This is a genomic window from Leucobacter sp. USCH14, from assembly GCF_037619215.1.
Taxonomy (GTDB): domain Bacteria; phylum Actinomycetota; class Actinomycetes; order Actinomycetales; family Microbacteriaceae; genus Leucobacter.
This window is the reverse complement of the sequence record NZ_JAQPZP010000008.1, coordinates 17587-34281: the sequence shown is the minus strand read 5'-3', so window position 1 is coordinate 34281 and position 16695 is coordinate 17587. Positions and strand designations below refer to the sequence as shown.

General features: G+C 68.8%; 14 protein-coding genes. 10 read left to right on the top strand and 4 right to left on the bottom strand.

Annotation, left to right across the window (positions count from 1 at the left end; all coding sequences use genetic code 11):
* Positions 1-23: 23 nt before the first annotated feature.
* Complete coding sequence (locus PQI23_RS09350; protein WP_339973856.1) at positions 24-860, bottom strand: DUF559 domain-containing protein; 837 nt, start codon at positions 858-860, stop codon at positions 24-26.
* 384 nt (positions 861-1244) lie between these two features.
* On the opposite strand from PQI23_RS09350, the gene pyrR reads away from it, so the two are divergent.
* The 9 genes from pyrR (at position 1245) to PQI23_RS09305 (ending at position 12196) form a co-directional block, all read left to right on the top strand.
* On the top strand, positions 1245-1871 hold the full coding sequence (gene pyrR / locus PQI23_RS09345) for a bifunctional pyr operon transcriptional regulator/uracil phosphoribosyltransferase PyrR (protein ID WP_339973854.1): 627 nt from the start codon (positions 1245-1247) through the stop codon (positions 1869-1871).
* Positions 1868-2824, top strand: a complete 957-nt coding sequence (locus tag PQI23_RS09340) for an aspartate carbamoyltransferase catalytic subunit (protein ID WP_339973852.1) — start codon at positions 1868-1870, stop codon at positions 2822-2824. The genes pyrR and PQI23_RS09340 overlap by 4 nt, the downstream gene beginning before the upstream one ends.
* A gap of 23 nt (positions 2825-2847) precedes the next feature.
* A complete protein-coding gene (locus PQI23_RS09335) occupies positions 2848-4221 on the top strand; it encodes a dihydroorotase (protein WP_445238419.1) in 1374 nt (457 codons plus the stop codon).
* Complete coding sequence (locus tag PQI23_RS09330) at positions 4218-4769, top strand: PH-like domain-containing protein (RefSeq protein WP_339973848.1); 552 nt, start codon at positions 4218-4220, stop codon at positions 4767-4769. The genes PQI23_RS09335 and PQI23_RS09330 overlap by 4 nt, the downstream gene beginning before the upstream one ends.
* A 35-nt stretch (positions 4770-4804) precedes the next feature.
* Positions 4805-6010 carry a glutamine-hydrolyzing carbamoyl-phosphate synthase small subunit gene (gene carA, locus PQI23_RS09325; protein ID WP_339974061.1) on the top strand — a complete coding sequence of 402 codons (1206 nt, stop codon included), beginning with the start codon at positions 4805-4807 and terminating at the stop codon, positions 6008-6010.
* Positions 6011-6014: 4 nt separating this feature from the next.
* Positions 6015-9305: a carbamoyl-phosphate synthase large subunit gene (gene carB / locus PQI23_RS09320; protein ID WP_339973846.1), complete on the top strand. Its 3291-nt coding sequence runs from the start codon at positions 6015-6017 to the stop codon at positions 9303-9305.
* A complete protein-coding gene (gene pyrF / locus PQI23_RS09315) occupies positions 9302-10168 on the top strand; it encodes an orotidine-5'-phosphate decarboxylase (protein ID WP_339973844.1) in 867 nt (288 codons plus the stop codon). The genes carB and pyrF overlap by 4 nt, the downstream gene beginning before the upstream one ends.
* Positions 10169-10239: 71 nt before the next feature.
* Positions 10240-11124 carry a guanylate kinase gene (gmk, locus tag PQI23_RS09310; RefSeq protein WP_339974059.1) on the top strand — a complete coding sequence of 295 codons (885 nt, stop codon included), beginning with the start codon at positions 10240-10242 and terminating at the stop codon, positions 11122-11124.
* Positions 11125-11194: 70 nt separating this feature from the next.
* Positions 11195-12196 (top strand): DMT family transporter, encoded by a 1002-nt coding sequence (locus tag PQI23_RS09305; RefSeq protein WP_339973842.1) that lies wholly within the window; start codon positions 11195-11197, stop codon positions 12194-12196.
* Here PQI23_RS09305 and PQI23_RS09300 read toward each other — a convergent pair.
* Positions 12193-12843, bottom strand: a complete 651-nt coding sequence (locus PQI23_RS09300; RefSeq protein WP_339973840.1) for a DNA-3-methyladenine glycosylase — start codon at positions 12841-12843, stop codon at positions 12193-12195. The two genes, PQI23_RS09305 and PQI23_RS09300, sit on opposite strands and share 4 nt — an antisense overlap.
* Before the next feature lie 170 nt (positions 12844-13013).
* Here PQI23_RS09300 and PQI23_RS09295 point away from each other — a divergent pair, with 170 nt between their 5' ends.
* On the top strand, positions 13014-13583 hold the full coding sequence (locus tag PQI23_RS09295) for a DUF308 domain-containing protein (protein ID WP_339973838.1): 570 nt from the start codon (positions 13014-13016) through the stop codon (positions 13581-13583).
* 3 nt (positions 13584-13586) lie between these two features.
* Here PQI23_RS09295 and PQI23_RS09290 read toward each other — a convergent pair whose 3' ends face one another.
* Positions 13587-14138, bottom strand: coding sequence for a YaeQ family protein (locus PQI23_RS09290; protein WP_339973836.1), 552 nt, complete (start codon positions 14136-14138; stop codon positions 13587-13589).
* Positions 14139-14149: 11 nt separating this feature from the next.
* Entirely contained in the window at positions 14150-16645 is a 2496-nt protein-coding gene (locus PQI23_RS09285) for an ATP-dependent DNA ligase (RefSeq protein ID WP_339973834.1), read from the bottom strand.
* Positions 16646-16695: the final 50 nt, after the last annotated feature.

Below are 16695 nucleotides of genomic sequence, written 5' to 3'. Positions count from 1 at the left end.
GCGTGATCCGCTCACATCGGGCATCACCCGATGCCATCGGCGCGATGAAGCCCCTGCGCGATCGCCTCCATCAGCAGGAGCTGCACCGCGGGCCAGTCGTGCATCATCTGCGTGTACCCGACGCGGATCACGGTGTAGCCGAGCAAGCGCAGCAGCGCATCGTGCTCATTGTCGCGGGTGCGCTGCGGCCCGACGTGCGTGCCCCCGTCGATCTGGAGCACCAGGCGCTCACCGAAGAGGAAGTCGACCCGGTGGCCGGCGATCCACGCTTGCGGCACGCATCGCACGTTCATCCACCGGGTGCGAAGGCGCACATAGGTCTCGAGGCCGGAATCGGCGAAGGGGCTCATCGCTGCGAGCACCTCGCGCGCACGTCCGCGCAAGGGGAGCCGTTCCCACCGCTGCCGAGAGATGAGTCCGTGTTGTGCAGCGGAATCCCACACGGCGACCGCGTCTTCTAACGGGAGACAGTGTGCGACGAGGTCGAGGGCGTTCTCGAGGTGATCTTCGAGCGCGTGCGGCTGTCGTTCGAGCAGGGGCGATCGCCAGTGCAGCACGGTGTGACCTCCGTCGGTTCTTCCCGGCACGCGCACGGCGGCGTGCGGCCGCTCGTGTCGGGGAACCCATAAGCCGCGTCGCGCAGCCTGCGACACGCAACTGATCACGACGCCGCGACGCGCGGCTTCGATCAGGGCGGGGTCGGCGTCGGGTCGAGCGACCCACCCTCTTCTCGGTCGCGTGAGGCGGCCGTCGCGCACGGCGCGATCCAAGTGGTGGCGCGACCAGCCGGAACGGAGGAGCTCCGCGGTGCGCGCGACGCCTTCCGCGGGGAAACGCGGTGCATGTGATGAACGGGCCATGCGATCAGTCTGCAGCGGCCGGTGCGCGGGAGCGCGGAGAAGACGCGACCGGGGAAGAGGTGCTCGTTCTCGCCCGCTCAGCGGCCCTGTGGTCGGCAATCTCGATTCTCGATCGACGCAGCGGCCGGCGCAGTGATCTGCACAGCGCAACCCCGCCTGGGCGTGGTGCGTGTTGCCGAATGCGGAAAGCGAGCGCAACGCAGAGTGCTGAGACGCAGAGGCCGAGATGCCGAAACACTCAGAGTCCGAGACGCCGAAACACGGAGTGCCGAGTCGCCGAGACGCCGGGCCGAACGGCGGCACCGCCCGCCATGCGATAGACTGGAGCGGTTGCAAGCTTTTCTTTAAGTTCCGTCCCGTGAGGCGGGGAAGGGGGGCTCGGTTATGGGAACGCGAACAGTACTCGAACGTGCTGAGATCTCGCGCGCGCTGACCCGAATCTCGCACGAAATTATCGAAGCGAACAAGGGCGTCGACGGGCTCGTTCTCGTGGGCATTCCGACCCGCGGAAGCCTGCTGGCTCGCCGCATCGGCGACATCATCTCGCGTATCGAGGGTCACGAGGTGCCCGTGGGCAGCCTCGACGTCACCATGTACCGCGACGACCTCGCGCAGAATCCCACGCGCGCTCCGCGGCCCACCGAGATGCCTGCAGCCGGCGTCGACGGAGCCACGGTCGTGCTCGTCGATGACGTGCTCTACTCCGGCCGTACGGTGCGCGCCGCCCTCGACGCGCTGAATGATCACGGACGCCCGCAGGTCGTGCGCCTCGCGGCGCTCATCGACCGGGGTCACCGCGAGCTTCCGATCCGGGCCGACTTCATCGGCAAGAACCTGCCGAGCGCGAAGCATGAGCGCATCGCAGTCCGGCTCGAAGAGCATGATGGGGCCGACGAGGTCACGATCACCTCGGAGAACCAGGACGCGCCCGGCCACCGCTCGAGCACCGCCGCTCACGCCGACGCCCATGCGAGCGCCGAGCCGGGAGCGAGCACGGAGCCCATCGCATGAGGCACCTGCTCGACACGCGCAGCCTCTCGCGCGAGCAGGCGATCCTGATTCTGGATACCGCCGAGGAGATGGCGGCGACTCAGCAGCGCGAGATCAAGAAGCTGCCGACGCTGCGCGGCAAGACGGTCGTCAACCTCTTCTTCGAGGATTCGACGCGCACCCGCATCTCCTTCGAAGCTGCGGCGAAGCGTCTCAGCGCCGATGTCATCAACTTCAGCGCCAAAGGCTCCTCCGTGTCGAAAGGCGAGTCGCTGAAAGACACGGCGCAGACCCTGCAGGCGATCGGGGCGGATGGTGTGGTGATCCGGCATCCCGCGTCGGGCGCTCCGGCCAAGCTCGCCGCGAGCAACTGGATCGACGCCGGAGTGCTGAACGCGGGAGACGGCACGCACGAGCACCCGACTCAAGCCCTGCTCGATGCCTTCACCATGCGGCGCCGGCTCTTCGGCGAGTCGAGCCGGGGCCGCGATCTCGACGGCGTATCGGTCGTCATCGTCGGCGACATCGCGCACTCGCGGGTGGCCCGGTCGAACCTCTGGCTGCTGAACGCGCTGGGTGCGCACGTGAGCTTCGTCGCGCCCGAGACGCTGCTGCCCTACGGAGCGCGCGACTGGCCCGTGAAGGTGCATCATTCATTCGACACCGCACTCTGCGAGGATCGGCCGGACGTCGTCATGATGCTGCGCATCCAGAGCGAGCGCATGCACGCGGCCTTCTTCCCCAACGAGCGCGAGTACGCGCGAGTCTGGGGCCTCGACGGGACGCGTCTCGCCGGCCTGCAGGATCGCGCGATCGTGATGCATCCCGGTCCGATGAACCGCGGGTTGGAGATCTCCTCGGAGGCCGCCGACTCGGATCGCTCGACCGTGCTCGAGCAGGTCGCGAACGGCGTCTCGGTGCGGATGGCGGCACTCTATCTTCTACTTTCCGGCGAGCGAACGGAGCAGGTATGACGAACACGACGACCACGAACGGGATGCTCATCCGCGGCGCACGGCTCGCGGCTGCACTTACCGAGCGCGGGCAGCAATTCGCCGATGCCGCGGCGGTGGATCTGCGCATCGCCGACGGCTTCATCGTCGAGCGCGCGACGCAGGCCGCCGGCGGGTTGGAGCCTCGCGATGGGGAGCGGATCATCGAGGCCGATGGGCTCGTCGCGCTCACCGGGCTCGTCGACCTGCACACCCATCTGCGCGAGCCGGGCTTCGAGCAGTCCGAGACGGTGCTCACCGGAACCCGCGCGGCAGCCGCGGGCGGGTTCACAAGTGTGTTCGCGATGGCGAACACGCTGCCGGTGCAGGATACGGCGGGCGTGGTCGAGCAGGTGCAGGCGCTGGGTGACGCGGCGGGCTACGCGACCGTGCGTCCCATCGGCGCGGTCACGGAAGACCTCGCGGGCGAGCGCCTCAGCGAGATCGGCGCGATGGCCGAGTCGCGCGCCGCGGTGCGCGTCTTCTCCGACGACGGCAAGTGCGTGCACGATCCGCTGCTCATGCGACGTGCGCTCGAGTACGTGAAGACCTTCGACGGCGTCATCGCCCAGCATGCGCAGGATCCTCGTCTCACCGAGGGCGCCCAGATGAACGAGGGCGCACTGTCGAGCGAGCTGGGCCTCAAAGGATGGCCGGCGGTCGCCGAGGAGTCGATCATCGCCCGCGACGTGCTGCTCGCCGAGCACATCGGGGCGCGCCTCCACATCTGCCACCTCTCGACGGCCGGATCGGTCGAGGTCATCCGTTGGGCGAAGGCCCGCGGGGTGCAGGTGACCGCGGAGGTCACGCCGCACCACCTGATCCTCACCGAGGAGCTCGCGCGCAGCTACGACGCGCGGTACAAGGTGAACCCGCCGCTCCGCCGCGAGGAGGACGTGCGCGCCCTCCGAACCGCCGTCGCCGACGGCATCATCGACATCATCGCGACCGACCACGCGCCGCATCCGGTCGAGGCCAAGGATTGCGAGTGGGACGCTGCGGCGTTCGGCATGGTCGGCCTCGAGTCGGCGCTCCCGATCGCGCTGCTCACACTCGTGCAGGAGGCCCACGCCAGCTGGGCGGAACTCGAAACGCTGCTCTCGCAGCGGCCGGCCGAGATCGGGCGCCTCGAGGGGCATCCGACCGCGATCGAGGTCGGGCAGCCCGCGGATCTGGTGCTCGTCGACCCGTCGGGCACGAGCACGTTCTCGACGGACCATCTTCGTGGCCAGAGCGTCAACTCGCCGTTCCTCGGCATGGAGCTTCCGGGCCGTATCGCGTACACGGTGCGTCGCGGGTTCCTCACCCTCGATGCGGGCAAGCTGGTCGCACCCGAGTCCGTCGCCGCCGCTGCTCGGCGTGTCGGAGCATCGCAATGACCCGCACCGCCTTCGCGCTCGTAATGATCGCCATCGCCGCGGTCGTGCTGCTGGCGATGTGGCTCGGCTGGCGCGGCCGCGCCCGTCGGCACCGCGCGTTCGCCGAGAACGGCGATGCGCTCGTCGGCGCGGTGATCGCCGCCTTTCCCCGGGTCAGCTACGTCTCGACGACCCGCATCGGTGCCCCGCTCGACCGCCTGTCTATCCCCGGGCTGCAGTTCAAGGGATTCGCCGACCTCATCCTGCGCGCGGACGGCGCGACGATCGCCGTGACCGGCGAGCCGGAGGTCCACCTGCCGGTCGAGCGGCTGCTCGGCAGCGACGTCGCGAGCCGGCGAGTCGGAAAGGCCGTCGAGCGCGACGGGCTCTCCGTGCTGCAGTGGCGCGCCGCCGACGGCTCGGAGGTCGAATCGAGCTTCAGGTTCTCGCAGCCCGCAGAGCACCGGCGCTTCGCCGACGCCGTCGCCCAGATCATTCCTGCCGGAGCGGCGCCCGCCCCCGGCTCGCAGACCCATTCCACTTCCCACACGACCCAGGAGGATGCGTGACTACGAACACGACCGAAGAGACGGCGAACGACGCCGTGGCGCCGCATGGCGTCACCGCGCCCCCGGCTGCTGCTGTGCCCACGGGCAAGGCAGTGCTGGTGCTCGAAGACGGGCGACGATACGTGGGGCGCGCATACGGGGCCACCGGCCGAACGCTCGGCGAGGTCGTCTTCTCGACGGGGATGACCGGGTATCAGGAGACGCTCACCGATCCCTCGTACGCCGGTCAGATCGTGCTCATGACGGCGCCGCACATCGGCAACACGGGCGCGAACGACGACGACATGGAGTCGCGCAAGATCTGGGTGGCCGGATTCGTCGTGCGCGATCCTGCGCGACGCGTCTCGAACTTCCGGGCCGAGCGCTCGCTCGACGAGAACCTCGTCGAGGACGGCGTGGTCGGCATCTCGGGTGTGGACACGCGCGCCATCACCCGTCACATCCGTTCCGCCGGAGCGATGCGCGCCGGCGTCTTCTCGGGCCCCGACTTCGAGCTCTCGGAAGATGAGCAGCTCGCGCTCGTGCGCTCGCAGGAGCCGATGGCGGGGAAGAACCTGTCGGAGCTCGTCACGACCCCCGAGCGCTACGATGTGCCCGCTGCGGAGGGGGTGGATCGCGTCGGCTCGATCGCGGTGCTCGATCTGGGCATCAAGCGCGCGACCGTGCACTACCTGTCGGAGCACGGGTTCGACGTCACGGTGCTGCCCGCGTCGACGCCGCTCGACGAGATCCGCGCCATCGCCCCCGACGCGCTCTTCTACTCGAACGGTCCCGGCGACCCCGCTGCGAGTGAGCAGCAGGTCATGGTGCTCCGCGAGCTGCTGCGCGACGGGGTGCCCTACTTCGGCATCTGCTTCGGCAACCAGCTGCTCGGCCGGGCGCTCGGCTTCGGCACGTACAAGCTGCCCTTCGGGCATCGCGGCATCAACCAGCCGGTGCTCGACAAGCGCACCGGACGCGTCGAGATCACCGCGCAGAACCACGGCTTCGCGGTCGACGCCCCCATCGACGGGGAGATCGACGCCCCCGAGGGCTTCGGGCGCGTGCAGGTGAGCCACTTCAGCCTGAACGATCAGGTCGTCGAGGGTCTCGAGTGCCTCGATATCCCGGCGTTCTCGGTGCAGTACCACCCCGAGGCGGCCGCGGGGCCGCACGACGCGTTCTATCTCTTCAACCGTTTCCGCGAGCTGGTCTCGAGCCGCTCCACCCGTTCGACCGGCGCACACGCCCAGGAGGCCTGACCCGATGCCCAAGCGTTCAGACATCAATTCGGTACTCGTCATCGGATCGGGCCCGATCGTCATCGGTCAGGCCGTCGAGTTCGACTACTCGGGAACCCAGGCCTGCCGCGTGCTCCGAGAGGAGGGCGTGCGCGTCATCCTGGTGAACTCGAACCCCGCCACGATCATGACCGACCCCGACTTCGCCGACGCCACGTACGTCGAGCCGATCACTCCCGAAGTGATCGAGTCGATCATCATCAAGGAGCGCCCCGACGCGATCCTTCCGACCCTGGGCGGCCAGACCGCGCTCAACGCGGCGATCCAGCTCCACGACCTCGGCATCCTCGAGAAGCACGGCGTCGAACTCATCGGCGCGAAGGTCGAGGCGATTCAACGCGGTGAGGATCGGCAGATCTTCAAGGATCTCGTCATCGAGTCGGGGGCGGATGTCGCGCGATCGCACATCGCGCACACGCTCGAGGAGGCGAAGGAGTTCGCAAAGGATCTCGGCTACCCGCTGGTCGTGCGCCCCTCGTTCACGATGGGCGGCCTCGGCTCGGGCTTCGCCTACACCGAGGAGGACCTGATCCGGATCGCCGGAGACGGGCTGCACTACAGCCCCACCAGCGAGGTGCTCCTCGAGGAGTCGATCCTCGGGTGGAAGGAATACGAGCTCGAGCTGATGCGCGACACAGCGGACAACACCGTGGTCGTGTGCTCGATCGAGAACGTCGACGCGGTGGGCGTGCACACCGGCGACTCGATCACGGTGGCTCCCGCGCTGACGCTGACCGACCGCGAGTACCAGAAGCTGCGCGACATCGGCATCGACATCATCCGCCGCGTGGGCGTGGACACGGGCGGGTGCAACATCCAGTACGCGGTCGACCCCGCGACCGGGCGCATCATCGTCATCGAGATGAACCCCCGCGTCTCTCGTTCCTCGGCGCTCGCGTCCAAGGCCACCGGCTTCCCGATCGCGAAGATCGCCGCGAAGCTCGCGCTCGGGTACCGGCTCGACGAGATCCCGAACGACATCACGCAGAAGACCCCGGCGAGCTTCGAGCCGTCGATCGACTACATCGTCGTGAAGACGCCGCGGTTCGCGTTCGAGAAGTTCCCGGCGGCGGACGACACGTTGACGACCACCATGAAGTCGGTCGGCGAGTCGATGGCGATCGGGCGCAACTTCACGACCGCGCTGCAGAAGTCGCTGCGTTCGCTGGAGAAGAAGGGCTCCTCCTTCCACTGGGGCGAGGAGACGCGGTCGATCGAAGAGATCCTCGAGACCATCAAGCGCCCGACGGACGGGCGCATCATCGACGTGCAGCAGGCGCTGCGCCTCGGAGCGAGCATCGAGCAGGTGTTCGACTCGACCTCGATCGACCCGTGGTTCCTCGACCAGATCCAGTTGATCAACGAGGTGGCCGAGACCGTGCAGCGCGCCGGCCAGCTCACACTCGACGTGCTGCGCGAGGCGAAGGATCACGGCTTCTCCGACGTGCAGATCGCGGCGCTTCGCGGCGTCTCCGAATCCGAGATCCGCGGCCTGCGCCACGGGCTCGGCCTGCGCCCGGTCTACAAGACGGTCGACACCTGCGCGGGCGAGTTCCCCGCGCTGACCCCGTACCACTACTCCTCGTACGACTCCGAGACCGAGGTCGCATCGAGCGATCGGAAGAAGATCGTCATTCTCGGCTCGGGCCCGAACCGCATCGGCCAGGGCGTCGAGTTCGACTACTCCTGCGTCCACGCCTCCTTCGCGCTCTCCGACGCGGGGTACGAGACGATCATGATCAACTGCAACCCGGAGACCGTCTCGACGGATTACGACACCTCCGACCGCCTGTACTTCGAGCCGCTGACGCTCGAGGATGTGCTCGAGGTCATTCACGCCGAGCAGGCGTCGGGCGAACTGCTCGGGGTCGTCGTGCAGCTCGGCGGGCAGACGGCGCTGGGCCTCGCGCAGCCGCTGAAGGACGCGGGAGTGCCGATCCTCGGCACCACCCCGGAGGCGATCGATCTCGCTGAGGAGCGCGGCGCGTTCTCCCGCATCCTCGACCGTGCGGGTCTGCTCGCGCCGCGCAACGGCACGGCGATCGACGAGGAGGGAGCGGTCCGCATCGCGGAGGAGATCGGGTACCCCGTGCTCGTGCGCCCCTCGTTCGTGCTCGGCGGGCGCGGCATGGAGATCGTGTATGATACCGAGTCGCTGCGCGGCTACTTCGGCCGCATCGAGGGCCACGCCCTCGTCGGCCCCGGCCACCCGCTGCTCGTGGACCGGTTCCTCGACGACGCGATCGAGATCGATGTCGACGCGCTCTACGACGGCGAGCAGCTGTACGTGGGCGGCGTGATGGAGCACATCGAGGAGGCCGGTGTGCACTCGGGCGACTCGAGCTGCACCCTTCCGCCGGTCACCCTCGGGCACGATCAGATCGCTCGCGTGCGCGAGGCGACGCTCGGCATCGCCGAGGGCATCGGCGTGCGCGGTCTGCTGAACGTGCAGTTCGCGATCGGCCAGGGGGTGCTCTACGTGCTCGAGGCGAACCCGCGCGCCTCGCGCACGGTGCCGTTCGTGTCGAAGGCGCTCGGGATCCCGCTCGCGAAGGCCGCCTCGCGCATCATGGCGGGGGAGACCATCGCCGAGCTGATCGAGAAGCGGCTGCTGCCCGAGCGCGACGGATCGCGCGCTCCCATCGACGCGCCCATCGCCGTCAAGGAGGCCGTGCTTCCGTTCAAGCGCTTCCGCACGCACGAGGGTCTGGTCGTCGATTCGCTGCTCGGACCGGAGATGCGCTCGACCGGCGAGGTCATGGGCATGGACCGGGACTTCCCGACCGCGTTCGCGAAGAGCCAGTCGGCCGCCGGAAGCGAGCTCCCGGAGAGCGGAACGGTGTTCCTCTCGGTCGCCGACCGCGACAAGCGGTCGATCGTGCTGCCCGCGCTCCGCCTGCAGGAGCTGGGTTACCGCATTCTCGCGACGCAGGGCACCCAGGTGGTGCTGGGGCGCAACGGCATCGCCTCCGAGGTCGTGCGCAAGCACAGCGCCGGGGCCGAGGGCGACACGATCGTCGATCTCATCAACCGCGGCGATATCGACATGATCATCAACACGCCGTCGGGCAGCTCGGCGCGCGCCGACGGCTACGAGATCCGCGCAGCGGCCGTGGCGGCGGGCAAGCCGATCTTCACGACGGTGTCCGAGCTCTCGGCAGCCGTCGGCGCCATCTCGGCGCAGCGGAGCGGCTTCGACGTGAAGTCGCTGCAGGAGTACCAGGCCGACCGAGACGCAGCGCTGGCCGGGCGATGACCCGACCGTCATTCGGAGACCGGCTCGCGGCGGAGTTCGCCGCGGGCCGGCATCTCTGCGCCGGAATCGACCCGCACGGCCCGCTTCTCGCGGGCTGGGATGCGGCCGATGATGCCGACGGAGCCGAGCGGATGGGCCGCGATGTGGTCGCGGCCGCCGCCGGCGTCGCCGCGTGCGTCAAACCGCAGATCGCATTCTTCGAGCGCTTCGGATCGGCGGGCTTCGCCGCGCTGGAACGAGTGCTCGCCGACGCGCGTGATGCCGGGCTGCTCGTGGTGGCGGATGTGAAGCGGGGCGACATCGGGTCGAGTTTCGCGGCGTACGCCGACACCTGGCTGGCTCCGGGCTCGCCGCTCGAGGCGGATGCGATGACGGTCGTGGCGTATCAGGGCTTCGGCACGCTCGAGGGTGCGCTCGCTCACGTGGAGCACCACGGCAAAGGATTGTTCGTGCTCGCGGCGACGTCGAACCCCGAGGCTGCGGAGGTGCAGCGGGCGCGTCGAGCCGACGGTCGGACCGTCGCCGCCGCGATGGTGCAGGACGCGTCGGAGTGGAACGCGGCGAACGCACGCGCGTCGGTGGGCAGTGTCGGCGTCGTGCTCGGCGCTACCCTCGATCTCGCATCGTTCGAGATCGACGTCGCCGAACGGCCCGCCGGCCCCGCCCTCCCGGTGCTCGCACCGGGCTTCGGGCATCAAGGGGCGCGCATCGAAGACGCGGGCCGCGTATTCGGAGGCATCGGGCACGCCCTGCTTGCAAACGAATCCCGCAGCATACTGAGCGGCGGCCCGATCGGACTGCCGGAGCGCGTGCGGGAGCGCGCAGCAGCGGTTCGCTTCGCATTGAGCGGTGAACCGGCCTAGGCTATGACGCATTGCGCACAGAACGTGCGGTGAGACGATGAGGGAGTGACACGGTGACGACTGCTCGGACGATGCCGGAGGTGGATCGTGTGGCGGCGAACCGCGCTGCAATCGCAGCACGACAGGCGCGAGCCGATCTCAAGCGGCGTCTGCGCTCGGGCGAGGTGTCTCCCTTCCGGGTGCTCGAGCAGTCGCGGCTGCCCGACACGCCCGCGGCATCGCTGCGGATCACCGACTTTCTCCTCTCGTTCCCCGCGATCGGCGCGGTGAAGGCGGAGCGCGTGCGCGAGGATCTCGGGATCTCGGACCGCAAACGGCTCGGCGGCCTCGGCAAGCTGCAGCGGGACCGCCTCGAATCGTTCGTGCGCGAGCGAACGGGGAGCGGTCGCGTCGGGCCGCGCCCTCCACTGACGGTGCTCGCGGGACCGACGGCGGTCGGCAAGGGAACGGTCGCCACCTACATTCGCGAGCACTATCCCGAGGTGCAGCTCTCCGTCTCGGCCACAACCCGGGCGCCGCGCCCGGGCGAGGAGCACGGTCGGCACTACTTCTTCATCGACGACGAGGGCTTCGACCGAATGCTCGCGGCGGATGAGCTGCTCGAGTGGGCGACGGTGCACAACAAATCGCGGTACGGCACTCCTCGTCGGCCGGTACTCGAAGCCGCCGAGCAGGGCGCCCTCATGCTGCTCGAGATCGATCTGCAGGGTGCGCGCCAGGTGCGTGCGAGCATGCCCGAGGCGCGTCTGGTGTTTCTCGCGCCGCCCAGCTGGGAGGAGCTGGTCGACCGTCTTGTCGGGCGCGGCACCGAGGACGAAGAGGAGCGCACGCGCAGACTCGAGACCGCGAAGGTCGAGCTCGCCGCGGCTGACGAGTTCGACGAGGTGATCGTCAACGACGAGGTGCCCCGCGCTGCGGCTCGCCTGGTCGAGCTCATGCGGGGCAACGACGCGTAGCCCGCACACGTCGGCGCGATCCGCCTCCGTTCGACACGGCACCGGTCTGCGCACGCGCTAGGGTGGTCCTGTGCATTCGAGCCTGATTGACGCCGCACGGCACATGGGAGATCTGGGTCTCACCGATGCGGTGACCGAGATGACGTCGCTCGACCCGAAGCAATTCATCGGCATCCCGCTCGCGCTCGTCGGAGCCGCACTCCTCGCGTTCGGCGCTCAGTACCAGTCGCGAGGGTTGAACAAGGTCGAGCGCATCACCGGGCAGAGCGCCGGAGCCGGCCTCTCGTTCCGGCATGTCGCGAGCCTCCTGCGGCGACCCTCCTGGGTGGCGGGAACCCTGTTCCTCGGCCTCGCGGTCGTATTCCAGATCGGTTCGCTGTCGCTGTCGCCGCTCATCATCGTGCAGCCGATCGGCGTGGTCGGTCTGGTCATCACCTCGATCTTGAACTCGCGCGTCAGCGGTGTGAAGCTCGGAAAGCGAGTGCAGACGTCGATCGGGCTCGCCGTGCTCGGCATCGTGGTGTTCGTCAGCGTGGCGGCATTCACGGCCTCCGATCAGACGGTCACCGACGGCAAGCTCATCGAGATCCTCATCACCTTCGGCGTGGTTTTCGCGATCATCGCGGTGCTCACACTCGTCTTCCGTCATCGAGGCGTCGCGCTCATCTACATCGTGGGCGCAGGCGTGCTCTACGGGTTCGTCGCGACGTTCGCGAAGTCGGTGATCGGGCGTCTGCAGCAGGGCGAGTTCGAGTGGTTGACGTGGGCCTGCGTCGCCGCCCTGCTCGCCGGTGCGGTCCTCGGGCTCGTCTTCGTGCAGAACGCCTACTCCTCGGGGCCGCCGGACCTCGTCGTCGCCGGCCTCACAGTGATCGACCCGATTGTTGCAGTGCTCATCGGCATCGTCGTGCTCGACGAAGCGGCGGGAGCTCCGGGGTGGGCGATCCTCGCCTTCGTGGTCTCGGGGGCCATTGCGATCATCGGGGTCGTGGGCCTCGCGAAGTTCCATCCGCAGACCGGCGTCTCGGCGCTCACGACGGTGACGAGCGCCGATGCGGAGGACGAGCGCTAAGCGCTTCGCGGAAGTCGTGGGGCGTTTCGCCCCGGTCGGAACGTCGAGACGGTGGGGTCACCGGGAATCCAGAATCTCCACGGGAACTCCGGGCCGCCTGCGGTGCCGGCGACACCGACGCGCGGGCCCGCGGCGATGCGCTCTGCCGTGCCGGTGGGGAGTTCGAGCGCGAACGGCTCCGCGAACAGCGAGAGCCCGTCATGCGTTTCGCGACGAATGCCGAGCGCTTGCGCGACGTTGCCGGGGCCGCGGGCGAGATGCGGTGCCGCCAGTTCGGCACTCGAACGGCGTGCGCTGCGGCGCTCAGCGGCGAGGGCCGCCCCGGCGACCACCTCGCCCGCGCGCACGAGCACGCCGGACGCCGTGCCCTCCGGCGAGCACACGAGATTCAACGCGAAGTGGATGCCGTAGCTGAAGTAGACGTAGGCGTGCGCCGGCGGGCCGAACATGGAGGCGTTGCGCTCGGTGCGTCCGTTGCGGGCATGAGAACCCGCGTCGTGCACACCGGACACCCCGACGCCGTGGTACGCCTCGACCTCGGTGATGCGAATCGCGACCGGCCCTTCAGGGGCGTGCACGGTGAGCCGGGCACCCAGCAGCTGCGGTGCCACCTCGAGAGCCGGCCGGAGGAAGTCTTCGCGAATCATCGCTTCCATTCTGCCGCCGAAGCGAGCGCCGCCGCGACGGGTTGCGCCGCTGGCGATCAGCCGGGGTGCTCGAGGAGAATCCGAAGCCGGGCGACGTACAGTGGCTGCATGGCAGCGACCCGCCCGCCGGCGCACGCCACGCACCCGCCCATTCGAGCTCGGAGGTCTCCGTGTCCCAGTCCCACATGCCGATTCCCATGCGCGGCGGCTCGAACGAACCGGGAGGAGCCTCACGCGCATTCCCGAAGGGCACGGTGATCGCGATCGGTGCGATCGTCGCGCTCATCGGCCTGGGGCTGGTGGTGTGGCCGTTCTTCTCGGCGAGCTGGATCCTCGTCGTGCTCTTCGCGTCGGCGCTGATCGCGAACGGCGCGGTGCTGCTCGCGCGCGGGCGATCGATCGGCGGGATCCTGCTGGTGGTCGCCGGCGTCATCGCGCTCGCCTTCACCGGAGCCACGGCGCGTGCGCTTGTCAGCTTCGCCGGGTTCGGAATGATCGCGTTCGGCGCACTCTGGCTCGCCATCGGCATGAAGTTCGCTCGAAGCCGCCCGAGCATCGGCATCGTGCCCGGCGTAGTGCTGCTCGCAGGGGGTGTGCTCGCCCTGCTCTGGCCCGGAGTGGCGCTGTCGATCGCCGCGGTCGTCGGCGGACTGGTGCTCACGGCCGTCGGAGTGGCGATCATCTGGGGCGCCGCGAGACGTCGTCGCGTCGACCCGGGGTCGACGACGATCATCCTGTGACGGCTACCGGCGCGGCTCCTCGAGACGGTGCTCCGCCACGGCACCGATGAGGCTCACGCCGTTCAGGTCTACGTAGAGCTGGCCCTCGGTGCGCGAGACGGTGAGCGAATTCCGTCGCTCGAGCGCTTCGACGGCACCGCTCACGAGGGCCGGATCGATGGCGAAGAGCCGAATCTCGGAGGCTCGATGAATCGTCTTCCCTCGCCAGTTGGCGAGCACCTTCTCGGCGTCGCGGTGAGTGTAGACGACGGCCCGATCGGCTGACTTGCTACCGGAATGGACGCGCGGGGCATCGGGTGCGCCGACTTCGATCCACGCGGAGAGCGCGCCGGTGAGGTCCCGCACGAGCACGGCGGGTTCATCGACCGTGGAGACGCCTCCACCGAACGCCACGCCTTCGGTGTGTTCGAGGCAATACGCGAGAATCCGGGTCACCATGAACGGCTCGGTCTCGGAGGGGTGCCGAGCGACCCGCAGTGTGAACTGCTCATACACTCCGCGGTCGACGTCGGCGAGATCCACCTCGAAGGTGTGCATCGTTGATCCAATTGCCACGAGGCACGATTCTACGGGGAGTCGAGGAACTCCGATGCATCCCGGTCCGGCCTCCATCCTCGCCACACCGCGTGACGCAACCGTCCCTCGGGGGTGCGCTCGCGGAACGTCACCTCGCCGACGAGCTTCGGCTCGACCCAGTGGGCGGCGCGTCGTGCCTCACGCGGCACGTCGAGGGGCGGATCCGGGATCTCTGCAGCCTCCAACTCACGACGCGCGCCTCGCCGAGCAGCAGCGGTGAAGCCGCTCGCCACGCGCCCTCCGTACTGCAGGCCGCGGTTGCTCGGCAGCGCAACGAGCAGCGACGCGAATCCTGCAGGGTCGGCGTCGCTCGTTCGCCAGCCGATCACGACGACTTCGGCTGTGTCGAAGAGCGGCACCTTGAGCCAATCCTGCGATCGCCTCCCCGCGCGATACGGGCTCGTGCGTCGCTTGGCGACGACCCCCTCGAGACCGAGGTCGTGGCTGGCTCGCAGGGCAGCGGCGGCATCGTCTGCGAAGGCCGGCGGCACCGTGATCACGCTCGCGGTGTCGGCCGCGTCATTACGCCCGGCTTCGATCTCGAGCATCTCGTGCAGCAGCTCGCGTCTCGCGTCATAGGGGAGGGCATGGCAGTCGGTGCCGTTGACCGCGAGCACGTCGAAGGCGAAGAAGCGAGTCGGCGCGGAGCGTCGCGCGGTCGCGACCTCCCGCGCGCCCGTGAGCCCCATGCGCTCCTGGAGCAGCGAGAAGCTCGGTGCTCCGTTCGAGCCGAGCGCGACGATCTCGCCGTCGAGCACTGCGGAGTCCACTCCGAGCGCGTCGGACGCCTCCTGCAACTCCGGAAAACTCGCGGTCACATCGCGCCCCGATCTGCTGGTCACGGTCACGCGACCATCCTCGACGCGCACGATGGCTCGCATCCCGTCCCACTTCATCTCGAACGACCACGCTCCGGCTTCGAGATGCTCGAGAGACGCGGCCGAGGATCGCGTCGCGAGCATGGGCCGAGTCGCATCGGGCAGCGGCGCCTCCTGCGAGGCTCGGCGCCCGCGGGCTCGCGACGGCGACCCCGCGCCATCGCCTGCCTCACCCTTCAGATGGATCATCCACTGCGGCGGATCCACTTGGGTGCGGAAGAGGACGTACGTGCGCGTGCCGCCGATCCCTCCCTCGAGTGTGCCGGTGAGCGTGGCGATGACCTCGTCGTCTCGCCACTTCTCGAGCTCAAAGGTTCCGCTGTCCCAGATCCGCACCGTGCCTGCACCGTATTCTCCTTTCGGGATGGTGCCCTCGAAGGTGCGGTACTGCATGGGATGATCCTCGGTCGGAACCGCGAGATGGTTGCGCTTCGCATCCGTCGGCACGCCTTTGGGAAGCGCCCAGCTCACGAGCACCCCGTCGTGCTCGAGCCGGAAATCGAAGTGCAGGCGCCGGGCCTCGTGGCGCTGGATCACGAAGACCGGCGCGGCAGTGCGGTCGTGTGCGGGCTCGCCTGCGTTGCCCTGACGCGACGCGGTTCGTCGGTGCGGCTCGGGCACCGGTTCGGGAGTCCGATTCGCATCTCGCTTCGAGCGGTAGAGCTCGAGTCGCTCGGAGGTGCGGGCCGCACTGCTCGCGCGGGTGAGTTCCGCCAGAGGATCGCCGCGACGCTCGACGCGCTCGAGCACTTCGCGGAACTCGAGGTGGCGCAGGTGCGGCGACGCGAGCTCTCTCCAGGTGCGGGGTGCGGCGACGGTGGGTCGAGCGCGGCCGCGGAGCGAATACGGTGCGATCGTCGTCTTGTTGCCGTTGTTCTGACTCCAGTCGATGAACACCTTTCCGGCTCGCAGAGTGCGCTTCATGCTGCTGACGATCTCGTCGGGGTGGTCCTTCTCCAGAGCGCGGGCGAGTTCCCTGGCGACGGCGGAGACCTCCTCCGACGTCTGCGCGCCATCCAGCGGCGCGTAGATGTGGATTCCCTTGCTGCCGCTCGTGACGGGTACGGAATCGAGCCCCATGCCCTCGAGGATGTCGCGGACGATGAAGGCGACGCGAGCGCACTGGCGCAGATCCACACCGGGACCGGGATCGAGATCGAGCACCAGCCGATCCGGGGCGCTGCGCGCATCGTCGGAATCGTCTCCCGACCCGGCGGACGCAGAGGCGAACCTCCACTGCGGCACGTGGATCTCGAGCGCGGCGAGCTGCGTGAGCCAGACCAGCGTCGATTCGTCGTTCACCATCGGGTACGCGTTGCGATGATCGCGGTGGTCGATCCTGCCCCGCGCGACCCACGATGGGGCGTCGTCGCCGATGTCCTTCTGAAAGAAACTGGGCCCGTCGCCGTTCTCGCCGACCCCGTCGGGCCAGCGCTTGCGGGTTGCCGCTCGATCCCTGCAGTGCGGAATCATGGTCTCCGCGATGGCGCTCACGTAGCCGAGTACTTCGCCCTTCGTCGTGCCGGTCGCCGGGTACAGCACCTTGTCCAGGTTCGACAAACGGATGGCCCGCCCGTCGATGCGCACCGAGTGCTGTGCAGCGGCCATGGGCTACAGCATCCCCGCACCGATGCACAAGGCGTAGCCCGTTGACATCC

Excerpts from the sequence above, each read along its gene's own strand:
- PQI23_RS09350 (WP_339973856.1), bottom strand. The coding sequence starts at position 860 with ATGGCCCGTTCATCACATGCACCGCGTTTCCCCGCGGAAGGCGTCGCG.
- pyrR (WP_339973854.1), top strand. The coding sequence starts at position 1,245 with ATGGGAACGCGAACAGTACTCGAACGTGCTGAGATCTCGCGCGCGCTG.
- PQI23_RS09340 (WP_339973852.1), top strand. The coding sequence starts at position 1,868 with ATGAGGCACCTGCTCGACACGCGCAGCCTCTCGCGCGAGCAGGCGATC.
- PQI23_RS09335 (WP_445238419.1), top strand. The coding sequence starts at position 2,848 with ATGCTCATCCGCGGCGCACGGCTCGCGGCTGCACTTACCGAGCGCGGG.
- PQI23_RS09330 (WP_339973848.1), top strand. The coding sequence starts at position 4,218 with ATGACCCGCACCGCCTTCGCGCTCGTAATGATCGCCATCGCCGCGGTC.
- carB (WP_339973846.1), top strand. The coding sequence starts at position 6,015 with ATGCCCAAGCGTTCAGACATCAATTCGGTACTCGTCATCGGATCGGGC.
- pyrF (WP_339973844.1), top strand. The coding sequence starts at position 9,302 with ATGACCCGACCGTCATTCGGAGACCGGCTCGCGGCGGAGTTCGCCGCG.
- gmk (WP_339974059.1), top strand. The coding sequence starts at position 10,240 with ATGCCGGAGGTGGATCGTGTGGCGGCGAACCGCGCTGCAATCGCAGCA.
- PQI23_RS09300 (WP_339973840.1), bottom strand. The coding sequence starts at position 12,843 with ATGATTCGCGAAGACTTCCTCCGGCCGGCTCTCGAGGTGGCACCGCAG.
- PQI23_RS09285 (WP_339973834.1), bottom strand. The coding sequence starts at position 16,645 with ATGGCCGCTGCACAGCACTCGGTGCGCATCGACGGGCGGGCCATCCGT.